Raw genomic sequence first — 10,256 nt, 5'->3', positions numbered from 1 at the left:
ACCGCCGCGGGTGGGAGGTGGGGCGGGAGGTGGGGCGCCTCCCACCCGCGGTGGCGGTCGTCGGCGGGGTGGGGCTCGTCAGCGGGTCTCGTCGACCAGCCAGGACAGGTAGTCCGCGTGTCCGCCGGTGACGGGCGTGACGATCACCTCGGGCACGTCGTAGGTGTGCCGTTCGGTGAGCAGTGCGACGAGGCTGTCGGCGCGGTCGGCGGCGGTCTTGACCTCGACGCGCCATTCGGTGTCGGTCTCGATGGCGCCCTCCCAGCGGTACACGCTCGTGATGGGGCCGACGATCTGCGCGCAGGCGCCGAGTCGCTCCTCGACGGCCGCGGCGGCCAGAGTGCGGGCCGCGTCCTCCGAATCGGTGGTGGTCACGACGACGACGTGTTCGTGGCTCATGCGCCCACCCTAGAAGGCGGTGCCCGGAATCCCCGCAGCTCCCCGGGCACGACCCGGTCGCGGGGCACCGGCGGGTGCCCCGCCCGGCGGCCGTGCCCGGGCGGGGCACCGTGTCACGTCGCGGCTCCGCCGACGGCGTCCTCGAGGCGCCGCTGCAGCTTGTTCATGCCGCCGAGCCAGCGATCGGTCTCGGTGGCACGTTTCGTGTAGTACTCGGCGACCTCGGGGTGCGGCAGGATGAGGAACCGGCCGTCCCGGAGACCGTCGAGCGCGGCGGCGGCGACGTCCTCCGGTTCGATCGCGTCGGCGCCGAGCAGCGCCTGCCCTGCCGCGCCCGCGTCGTCGAGCAACGCGGTGCGCACTCCCTGCGGACAGACGACCTGCACCCCGATGCCCCGGTGCCGGTAGGTCGCCGCGAGCCATTCGGCGAAGCCGACCGCGCCGTGTTTGGTGACCGAGTACGGCGCGGAGCCCAGGTTCGTGAGCAGTCCCGCCGCGGAGGCGGTCACGAGCAGGTGGCCGCTCCCCCGCTCCAACCAGTGCGGGACGAGCTCCCTGGCCGCCCGCACGTGGGCCATCACGTTGACCTCCCACGAACGCGCCCACGCCTCTTCGGGTGCCTCGGGTCCGCCGTGCTCGGCGACACCCGCGTTCGCGCAGTAGAGGTCCACCTCGCCGAGTTCGTCCCGAGCGCGCGCGACCAGGGCGTGCACACCGTCCTCGGTGGCCGCGTCGCCCGGCACCGGCACGGCCCCGAGTTCGGCCGCGACCGCCTCGACGGCCGGGCCGTCGGTGTCGGCCAGCACGAGGCGTGCGCCCTCGGCGGCGACACTCCGGGCGAGCGCGGCGCCGATCCCCCGGCCTGCGCCGGTGATCACGACGCCCGCGCCGTCCAGCACGACGCTCACAGGCCACCGCCGAGCGTGACGCCGCCGTCCAGCACGAGCGTCTGGCCGGTCAGCCATGCGGCCTGGTCGGACAGCAGGAACGTCACCGCGCCGGCGATGTCGGACGGCACTCCGAGGCGCTTGAGCGGGTACGACGAGGCGACCTCGGCCTCCCTGCCCTCGTAGAGCTGGGTGGCGAACTGGGTCTTCACGATCGCGGGGGCCACGCAGTTGACGCGGATCTTGGGGCCCAGTTCCCCGGCGAGTTCGGAGGTCGCGCGGATGACCGCGGCCTTGCTCACGCCGTACATGCCGATGCCCGGCGAGTTGCGGATGCCCGCCACCGAGGCGACGTTGACGATCGAGCCGCCGTGTTCGCCCATCCATGCGTCCCGCACCGCGCGGGTCCACGCCAGTGGGGAGAGGACGTTGACCTGGAAGATCTTCGCCGCGGCCTCGTCGTCGCAGTCCAGCAGCGAGCCGAAGTGCGGGTTGATGCCCGTGTTGTTGACCAGGTAGTCGATGCGGCCGAACTTCTCCATGGTCCGGTCCACCGTGTCCTGGCGGTGCTCGGGGTCGTCGGCCCTGCCCGGCACGCCGAGCGCGACGTCGTCACCGCCGAGCTGCGTCACCGCCTCGGCCAGCGGGTCGGGTTTGCGCGCGGTGATGCACACCTTCGCGCCGCGGCCGACCAGATCCTGTGCGATGCCGAGGCCGATGCCCCTGCTCGCACCCGTCACCACGGCGACGGTTCCGGTGAGATCGCCGGCCCCTGCGGTGCTCGTCATGTCGTCGTACTCCAATCCGCGCTGAGCGCTCGCTTACACTGCTGACATGTCTGGGATCCCGTCCGCCGGCCCGCAGCCGGCCGACCTGTGGCCGGAAGTGCAACCGGACGCGGCGCGCCGGCTGATGCTCGCCGGTGTCGAGTCGTTCGCACAGCGCGGATACCACGCCACCACGACGCGGGACATCGCGGCGACGGCGGGGATGAGCCCCGCGGCGCTGTACGTCCACTTCCCGTCGAAGGCGGCGCTGTTGTTCGCGATCAGCCGGAGCGGCCACGAGCAGGTGCTGTCGTTGACGCAGCAGGCCGTCGCCGAGGCCGAGGACCCGGCTGCGGCGATCCGCGATCTCGTCGAGCGGTTCACGGCGTGGCACGCGCGGCGGCACACGATCGCGCGCGTGGTGCAGTACGAGCTGGAGGCGCTACCGGAACAGGAGTACGCCGTCGTGGCGAGCCTGCGCCGGGACATCGAACGACTGGTGCGCGACGTGGTCGAACGCGGCGTCGCGGCCGGGCTGTTCACCGTCGGCGACCCGCACACGGCGGCACGCGCGGTGCTGTCGCTGGGTGTGGACGTCGCGCGGTGGTACACCGACCGGACGCGCCTCGGCCCGGAGGAGCTCGCCCGCGAGTACGGCGAACTCGTCCTGCGCATGCTCGGCGCCACGACCGGGGACGGGGCCTGACCGCGGTGGCCGCTCGCACGCGCGCACGTCACGACGACTCACCTCCGGGCTCCGCGACAACGTTGTCCTCGCTACCCCATACTAAGCAACCGCTCACCTGATGCACCAGGGCCCGGCGCGGCTCGATCCGATCACCGGACGACCGTCGCCGTCCCGAATGGACACCGGGCACGACGCCGACACGGCACCACTCGCACGCCACCGACACCGAGGAGAAGTCCATGACCCCGCCCATCGACCCGCACACGCTGCTCGCCCCGGCGAAGGCCGAGGCCCGCGCGGGCGCCGACGAGGGCGGCGTGCCGATCGGCGCCGCCCTGTTCGCCCTCGACGGCACGCTGCTCGGCCGCGGCCGCAACCGCAGGGTCCAGGACGACGACCCGATCATGCACGCCGAGACGGCGGCGTTCCGGAACGCGGGCAGGCGGCCCCACTACCGCGACACGATCATGGTCACCACGCTCTCGCCCTGCTGGTACTGCAGCGGTCTCGTCCGCCAGTTCGGCATCGGCGCGCTCGTCATCGGCGAGGCGGCCACGTTCTCGGGCGGTCACGACTGGCTCGCCGAGCACGGCGTCGACGTCACGGTCCTCGACGACCCGGACTGCATCGCCCTCATGGAGACGTTCATCCGCGAGCGGCCCTCCCTGTGGTTCGAGGACATCGGCACCCCGACCGACGAGAGCTGATCCGGGCGTGAGCCGGGTCAGACGGCCGCATCCAGCATGTGGGCCCACTGCCGGACGATCTGTGCGCGGCGCGGCCCGTCATCGGTGAGCAGGTTGGCGAGCCCCAGTCCGCGCGCCAGGTCGAGCGTGGCCTGCACGGCCTCCCTCGCACCGGGCCGGGTCTCGTCCGCACCGAGCAGTTCCACGGCGACGCGGTGCGCTTCCCGGCCGACGCGAGCCTGCAGCGGCACCAGCACGTCCCGCAGCCCCTCGTCGTGCGAGGCGGCCACCCACAGGTCCAGCGCGGCGCGGAACTTCACGCCGGTGTAGAGGTCGAGCAGCATCTCGGCCACCGCCGCCGTGCGCCCGCGGCCGGACGGCAACGCGTCGGCACGTCGGCGCAGTTCGGTGATCTGTTCCTCGGCGAGCTGTTCCACGGCGGCCACGACGAGCGCCTCCCGCGTCGGGAAGTGATGTTGCGCCGCGCCGCGGGACACCCCGGCCCGCGCGGCGACCTCGAGCATCGTCGTGGCGTGCCAGCCGCGGTCGGCGAGCGCGTCCACCGCCGCGCCGAGCAGTTTCCGGCGGGTCGTGCGACTGCGGGCCTGCCGCGGCCTGCGCCCGCCCGCTCCGGCGGGTTCCTCGCCCGCCGGGGCGGGCGGGGTGTCACCGGTCGGGACGTCGCCGGTGGGCGCGTTCATCGGTATCCGCTCCTCGTGTCCCGCCGCCGAGCGCGGCATCAGTACGACTTCGGCAGGCCCAGACTGTGCTGGGCGACGAAGTTGAGCACCATCTCACGGCTGACCGGCGCGATCCTGCCCACCCGCACGGCACCGAGCAGCGTGCCGAGACCGTACTCGGAGGCCAGGCCGTTGCCGCCGTGGGTCTGGACCGCCTGGTCGACGGTGCGGGTCGCGGCCTCGGCGGCGGCGTACTTGGCCATGTTCGCCGCCTCACCCGCGCCGTGGTCGTCGCCCGCGTCGTACAGCGCCGCGGCCTTCTGCCCCATGAGTTTGGCCAGCTCGGTCTCGATCTTGACCTCGGCGAGCGGGTGCGCGATGCCCTGGTGCGAGCCGATCGGGGCGCCCCAGACGTTGCGGTCCTTGGCGTAGGCCGCGGCCTTGTCGAGGGCGTACCGGGCGATGCCGACGGAGAACGCCGCGCTCATGATGCGTTCCGGGTTGAGCCCGGCGAACAGCTGCGCCAGCGCCGCGTCCTCCGAGCCGACGAGCGCGTCGGAGGGCAACCGCACGTCGTCGAGGAACAGTCCGAACTGCTTGTCCGCCGACACGAGATCCATCGGGATCTCCTTGTACTCGAATCCCGGCGTGTCGGTGGGCACAACGAACAGCGCCGGCTTGAGCTTGCCGGTCCTGGCGTCCGTGGTCCTGCCGACGATCAGCACCGCATCGGCTTCGTCCACACCGGACACGAACACCTTGCGGCCGTTGAGGATCCAGTCCTCGCCGTCACGTGCGGCCGTCGTCGTGATGCGGTGGGAGTTCGAGCCCGCGTCCGGTTCGGTGATGCCGAACGCCATGCGGACGCTGCCGTCGGCGAATCCGGGCAGCCACCGCGCACGCTGGTCGTCGGTGCCGTAGCGGGCGATCACCGTCGCGCAGATCGCCGGTGACACGACCATCAGCAGCATCGGCGTGCCCGCGGCGCAGAACTCCTCGCACACCGCGGCGAGGTCGCCGATGCCACCGCCGCCACCGCCGTACTCCTCGGGGACGGCCACGCCGAGGTAGCCGAGGCCGCCCGCCTCGTCCCACAGCTCGCCGGTCTTCCCGCCGCCGCGCGCCTTCTCCGTGTAGTACTCGTGGCCGTACTTGTGCGCCAACTCCGAGACGGCCTGCCGGAGCGCCTGCCGTTCCTCGGACTCGGTGAAGCCCACCATGTGCGGTTTCCTTCCTGCGTGCGGGACGGGGCCGTGCCGGGCGTGGCCCGGCGGACGGGACGTGCTGGGTGGAGTGGGCGGTCAGCTCGTGTAGCCGAGCCGCTTGGCCGCCAGTCCGGTGAGGACCTCGGTGGTGCCGCCGCCGATGCCGAGGATGCGAACGTCGCGGTAATGGCGTTCCACTTCGGACTCGCTCATGTAGCCGAGCCCGCCGTGCAGCTGCACCGCCTCGTTCACGACCCACTCACCCGTCTCGACGGCGGTGTTCTTGGCGAAACACGCCTCGGTGACGACGTCCTCGCCCGCGGCGTGCCGTTTCGCGATCTCGCGGGTGTAGGTGCGTGCCACGTCGACCTTCCGCGCCATGTCGGTGAGCTTGTGCTGCACCAGCTGGCGGGAGATCAGCGGACGGCCGAACGTCTCGCGCGTGCGGCACCACTCGGCGGTGACGTCGAGTGCGCGCTGCGCCGTCGCGTACGCCTGGATCGCCAGGGACAACCGTTCGCTCACGAACTGCGTGGCGATCTGGAAGAACCCACTGCCTTCCGGGCCGATCAGGTTCGCCGCGGGAACCCGCACGTCGTCGTAGAACAGTTCGGCCGTGTCGGAGCAGCGCCAGCCCATCTTGTCGAGTTTGCGGCCGACCGTGAGTCCCGGCGTCGGCTTCTCCACGACGACGAGCGAGAGCCCGTGGGCACCCTCGCCGCCGGTGCGCACGGCGGTGGTGACGAAGTCGGCGCGGCAGCCGGACGTGATGAACGTCTTGGCGCCGTTGATGACGTACTCGTCGCCGTCGCGCCGTGCCGTGGTGCGGATGCCTGCCACGTCGGAGCCGCCGTCGGGTTCGGTGATCGCCAGGGAACACACCTTGTCACCCGCGAGTGCCGGTTTCACCCACTTCTCGAGCTGGGCCGCATCGCCCACGGCCGCCATGTGCGGCACCGCGATGCCGCACGTGAGCAGCGACGCCACGAGACCGCCGGAGCCGCCCGCGTCGTGGATCTCCTCGGTCACGACGAGTGCGTCGAGGAAGTCCCCGCCTCCGCCTCCCGCCTCTTCCGGCAGTGCGGCACCGAGCAGCCCGGCCTCGCCCGCCTTCTTGTGCAGCCACCGCGGCAGCTCGCCCTCGGCCTCCCAGTCGTCGAGGTGCGGCAGCACGTCGCGGTCCATGAACTCGCGCACGGTGGCACGCAGGGCGAGGCGTTCCGGCGTCCGCAGGGGGTCGGTCACGGTCACTCCTTCGACTCCGCGGCGGGCGTGCCGTCCGCGCCGGACGGTGGATCGGTGGCGAACTGTCCCGGGGCCCGGCCGCCGCCGGGCGGTCCGGCGAACGCCTGGGCGATCCGGAGCCACTCCTCGGCGCCGGGTGTCGCCCGCAGGTCGGTGTCGTCTCGGTGGCGGCGCTGGGTGGCGAGCAGGCAGAAGTCGAGGGCGCTGCCGGTGACCCGGTCGGCGGCATCGTCGGGGCCGAACGTCCACAGCTCGCCACCGGGTGCGGTGAGCTCGACGCGGAACGGCGCGTCGGGCGGGGTCCGGTCCCGGGTGAGGAAGGCGAAGTCGCGGGTGCGGACGCCGATGCGGGCGACGTGCCACAGCCGGGCGGTCGGCGGCCGCACCACCTCGAGCGCGTCGGCGACGTCCTGACCGTGTGCCCACGTCTCCATCAGCCGCGCGGTCGCCATGGACGCCGTGCTCATCGGCGGCCCGTACCAGGGCAGCTTCTGCCCGTCGGGCACGGCGGCCAGAGCCGCTCGCAGCGCTGTCCGGCCGGCGCGCCACCGACGCAGCAGCTCGGCGGACGACGTGGTCTCCGCGATCTCGCACGCGCCGGCGTCCACGTAGCCTTCGCCGCCGTCGAGGGCGCGGAGGAGCTCGGTGCCGAAGTCGTCGGGCTCGCGCGCGGCGAGCAGGGCCTTGTCGTCGGTCCACGTCAGGTGGGCGATCTGATGCGCGATCGTCCAGCCTTCGGCGGGCGTGGGCCGTTGCCAGCCCGTGTCGGGCAATCGTGCGACCAGCTCGTCGAGTTCGGCGCTCTCCGCGTCGAGGTCGTCGAGGATCGCCTCGAGATCGGCCACCCGGGTACCTCCTTGTCCCAGTTCCCGCACCGGCTGCGGGCCGCGTCGTCCGCGCCGTCGCGCACGGCACCGTAAGCCGGTGTCACACGCAGAATCAAGCACGCGTGATTGTTTTACCTTGTTGACAAGATGCCAGCAAGCCCCGTAGGCAGGTTTCGGCACGTCGGCGCCCGCTCACCACCGCGGGAGAACGCCGCCACGCCCGCCGGAGCTTCGACGACGACACCGGGAGACACCTCGTGGGTGACACGACGACCGACTTCACCGAGATCGGCTACCGCGTGGCGGACAGGATCGCCACGGTCACGCTGAACCGCCCCGAGGCACGCAACGGCTACACGGTCCGGATGGCCGACGAGCTGGCCGCCGCGTTCGACCACGCCGACCGCGATCCCGAGGTCCGCGTCGTCGTCCTGACCGGCGAGGGAAAGGACTTCTCCGTCGGCGCCGACCTCTCCCAGGGCGGGTTCGACTTCGACCCCGACACCGGGCCGGACGCCGCCTGGCAGGAACCCGCGGGGCGCTGCTCGAAACGCATCTTCACGATGAACAAGCCGGTGATCGCCGCGCTGCACGGCAACGCCATCGGCGGCGGTCTCACGATCACGTTGTCGGCCGACTACCGGCTCGCCGCCACCGACTCCCGCTTCGGCTTCGTCTTCACCCGCCGCGGCATCTACCCGGAGGGCGCCTCGGCGTGGTTCCTGCCGCGGCTGGTCGGCATGGGCCGGGCCACGGACTGGATGATCAGCGGCAGGCTGTTCGACGCCGCGGAGGCCGAGCGCGCAGGCCTCGTCCACAGCGTGCACGAACCCGCCGACCTGCTCGACGCCGCGTACGCGCTCGCGGCCGACCTCGTCGCCGACACCGCGCCCGTCTCGGTCGCGGTGACCCGGCAACTGCTGTACCGCATGGCGGCCCTCGACTCGCCGACACCGGTGCACGAGGTCGATTCGACACTCATCGCAAGCATCGGTGACAACCCCGACGCCGTCGAAGGTGTGCTGTCGTTCCTGCAGAAACGCCCGCCGCAGTTCACCCTCGACCCCGAACACGACCTGCCCGACTTCCTCCCCTGGAGCCGCTGATGACCTCGCCGCAGCCCTCCCACTCCCCCACCCCGGCAGCCACTCCGGACACGGCGCCGGACGCCGCGGCCGAGTACCCGCCCCCACCGTGGCGCCTCACGGCGAACGCCTACCTGTCGTTGTGGTCGGTCCCGGTCGCCGACCTGCCGCGACTGCCCGCCACGGAACGCCCCGTCACGCTCGGCGGCGCGGCACTGGTGGCCACCGCGTGGTTCGACTACCTGCCGTCCGGGCAGCTGTCGTACCACGAGCTGCTCAGCGCCGTCGTCGTCCGCGGCGGCCTCACCCCGACCGCCACCATCACCGAGATCTGGGTGGACAGCCCCGCGTCGCTGGCGGGTGGCCGCGCGCTGTGGGCGATCCCGAAGGAGCTCGCCGACCTGCGCTTCACCGGGGGCCGCAGCTTCACCGCCACCGCGAGCACCGGCGGTGAGGACGCACCGGGCGGCGGAGACTGGATCGCCACGGCCGCCTTCACCCCGCGCCCGAGCCTGCCCGCCCGACTGCCCGCGTCGTTCGCGATCCGCCAGGAGTCGACCGGCGGCCCGCTGACCAGCGCCGTACGGTCGACGGCGGCACCGGGCGCCGCCGCGGCGGCCTGGAACGTCAACCCGCGTGGCCCGCTCGGCTACCTCGCGGGCCGCACCCCGGTGTTCAGCGCGCACCTGTCGGACGCGCGGATCCGGTTCGGCGCCTGAACTCGCGTGGCGGCATGCCGTGCCACCGCGCGAACGCGTGGAGGAAGCTCGACGGCTCGCTGTAACCGAGCCGGTGCGCGATCTGCTCGACCGTCAGCGTCTCGTCAGCGAGCAGCTCCTCGGCCTGCCCGCGCCGCACCTCGTCGACCAGGTCGCGGTAGTTCACGCCTTCCGCGGCGAGCCTGCGGCGCAGCGTGCGCTCGGTCATCGACAGCGCGGCGGCGATCCGCGTCATACCCGCACCGGGACCGGTGTCGGCGAGCGCGCGGCGCACCCGGGTGACCACCCCGGTGCCGCGGCGCTGCGCGTCGAGCACCTCGCGGCACTGCCGCTCGCACCACGCCAGGGTGTGTTCGCTGGCCTGTGGCATCGGCCGGTCCAGCACCGCATGCGGGAAGGTGATCCGGGTGCGGTCGCCGAACTCCGGATCGACCCCCAGCGCCGCGCGGTACGGTGCCCTGTCCCCGGGATCCGGCACGCGCAGCGACAACGCCGTCGGGTGCAGCTCCGACCCCGCCTGCTCGCGGACGAGCGTCACGATCGCGGCCACGTCGCGCGCCACCAGGAAGGCGCGCACGTCCGCGGGCACGTCGTCGTCGCGGCAGCGCAGCTCGGCGAGCGGCCCGGCGGTGTGCAGCTGCGGCAGGCAGAAGACGTACGTCAGCTCGACATACCGCAGGGCCAGCTCGACCGCGTCCCGCACGGTCGCGCAGCTCGTCACCGCGTAGCCCCAGATGCCGTACGACGTCGCGTGGTACCGCGTGCCCACCTGCACTCCCAGCACGCCGGGATCGCGGTCCGGATGCCGGCGGACCAGGTTGCGCACCACGGCCAGTTCCTGCTCCGCCGTGACGCTCGCCTGCGCGTCGCGCAGCGTCTCCGGGGCCAGGTTCGTCCCCGTCAGGACGTCACCGGTCGACTGGCCGAGTTCCTCCGCAAACCCGGCCAGCAGCGCGGCGCTCGCCACGCCGCGAGGAAAATCCCAGGCGGCCACGTGTCCGAAAATATCAACATTGTGTCCGCCGCGGCGGTGGGCGGGCCCGGGACGGCTTCCTACGCTGCAGCCAT

12 protein-coding genes are annotated in these 10,256 nt (G+C 72.7%); 4 read left to right on the top strand and 8 right to left on the bottom strand.

Annotated elements, in window-relative coordinates; all coding sequences use genetic code 11:
* Window positions 1-78: 78 nt before the first annotated feature.
* The 3 genes from cutA to LY13_RS00115 all read right to left on the bottom strand — a co-directional run bounded on the left by cutA (window position 79) and on the right by LY13_RS00115 (window position 2,074).
* On the bottom strand, window positions 79-399 hold the full coding sequence (gene cutA, locus LY13_RS00125; RefSeq protein WP_253826040.1) for a divalent-cation tolerance protein CutA: 321 nt from the start codon (window positions 397-399) through the stop codon (window positions 79-81).
* Window positions 400-512: 113 nt separating this feature from the next.
* Entirely contained in the window at window positions 513-1,307 is a 795-nt protein-coding gene (locus LY13_RS00120) for an SDR family oxidoreductase (RefSeq protein WP_253826039.1), read from the bottom strand.
* Complete coding sequence (locus LY13_RS00115; protein WP_253826038.1) at window positions 1,304-2,074, bottom strand: SDR family oxidoreductase; 771 nt, start codon at window positions 2,072-2,074, stop codon at window positions 1,304-1,306. Before LY13_RS00115 ends, LY13_RS00120 begins: the two co-directional genes overlap by 4 nt.
* 46 nt (window positions 2,075-2,120) lie before the next feature.
* Here LY13_RS00115 and LY13_RS00110 point away from each other — a divergent pair, with 46 nt between their 5' ends.
* Together LY13_RS00110 and LY13_RS00105 are read left to right on the top strand one after the other, a co-directional pair.
* Complete coding sequence (locus tag LY13_RS00110; RefSeq protein ID WP_253826037.1) at window positions 2,121-2,759, top strand: TetR/AcrR family transcriptional regulator; 639 nt, start codon at window positions 2,121-2,123, stop codon at window positions 2,757-2,759.
* Between the two features lie 221 nt (window positions 2,760-2,980).
* Entirely contained in the window at window positions 2,981-3,448 is a 468-nt protein-coding gene (locus tag LY13_RS00105) for a nucleoside deaminase (RefSeq protein WP_253826036.1), read from the top strand.
* A gap of 17 nt (window positions 3,449-3,465) precedes the next feature.
* On the opposite strand, the gene LY13_RS00100 is transcribed toward LY13_RS00105, so the two are convergent.
* The 4 genes from LY13_RS00100 to LY13_RS00085 form a co-directional block, all read right to left on the bottom strand.
* On the bottom strand, window positions 3,466-4,128 hold the full coding sequence (locus tag LY13_RS00100) for a TetR/AcrR family transcriptional regulator (protein ID WP_253826035.1): 663 nt from the start codon (window positions 4,126-4,128) through the stop codon (window positions 3,466-3,468).
* A 38-nt stretch (window positions 4,129-4,166) separates the two neighbouring features.
* Window positions 4,167-5,324 carry an acyl-CoA dehydrogenase family protein gene (locus tag LY13_RS00095; RefSeq protein ID WP_253826368.1) on the bottom strand — a complete coding sequence of 386 codons (1,158 nt, stop codon included), beginning with the start codon at window positions 5,322-5,324 and terminating at the stop codon, window positions 4,167-4,169.
* Between the two features lie 84 nt (window positions 5,325-5,408).
* On the bottom strand, window positions 5,409-6,557 hold the full coding sequence (locus LY13_RS00090) for an acyl-CoA dehydrogenase family protein (RefSeq protein ID WP_253826034.1): 1,149 nt from the start codon (window positions 6,555-6,557) through the stop codon (window positions 5,409-5,411).
* A gap of 2 nt (window positions 6,558-6,559) precedes the next feature.
* Window positions 6,560-7,402 carry a TIGR03084 family metal-binding protein gene (locus LY13_RS00085; protein WP_253826033.1) on the bottom strand — a complete coding sequence of 281 codons (843 nt, stop codon included), beginning with the start codon at window positions 7,400-7,402 and terminating at the stop codon, window positions 6,560-6,562.
* A gap of 239 nt (window positions 7,403-7,641) precedes the next feature.
* Here LY13_RS00085 and LY13_RS00080 point away from each other — a divergent pair, with 239 nt between their 5' ends.
* Together LY13_RS00080 and LY13_RS00075 are read left to right on the top strand one after the other, a co-directional pair.
* Window positions 7,642-8,490 (top strand): enoyl-CoA hydratase-related protein, encoded by an 849-nt coding sequence (locus LY13_RS00080; RefSeq protein ID WP_253826032.1) that lies wholly within the window; start codon window positions 7,642-7,644, stop codon window positions 8,488-8,490.
* Window positions 8,490-9,188, top strand: a complete 699-nt coding sequence (locus LY13_RS00075; protein WP_253826031.1) for an acetoacetate decarboxylase family protein — start codon at window positions 8,490-8,492, stop codon at window positions 9,186-9,188. The genes LY13_RS00080 and LY13_RS00075 overlap by 1 nt, the downstream gene beginning before the upstream one ends.
* Here LY13_RS00075 and LY13_RS00070 read toward each other — a convergent pair.
* Window positions 9,145-10,182 (bottom strand): AraC family transcriptional regulator, encoded by a 1,038-nt coding sequence (locus LY13_RS00070; protein ID WP_253826030.1) that lies wholly within the window; start codon window positions 10,180-10,182, stop codon window positions 9,145-9,147. The two genes, LY13_RS00075 and LY13_RS00070, sit on opposite strands and share 44 nt — an antisense overlap.
* Window positions 10,183-10,256 lie beyond the last annotated feature (74 nt).

The sequence above is a fragment of the Prauserella aidingensis genome, from assembly GCF_024171865.1.
Classification (GTDB): domain Bacteria; phylum Actinomycetota; class Actinomycetes; order Mycobacteriales; family Pseudonocardiaceae; genus Prauserella; species Prauserella aidingensis.
This window is presented reverse-complemented; position numbering and strand designations above follow the sequence as displayed.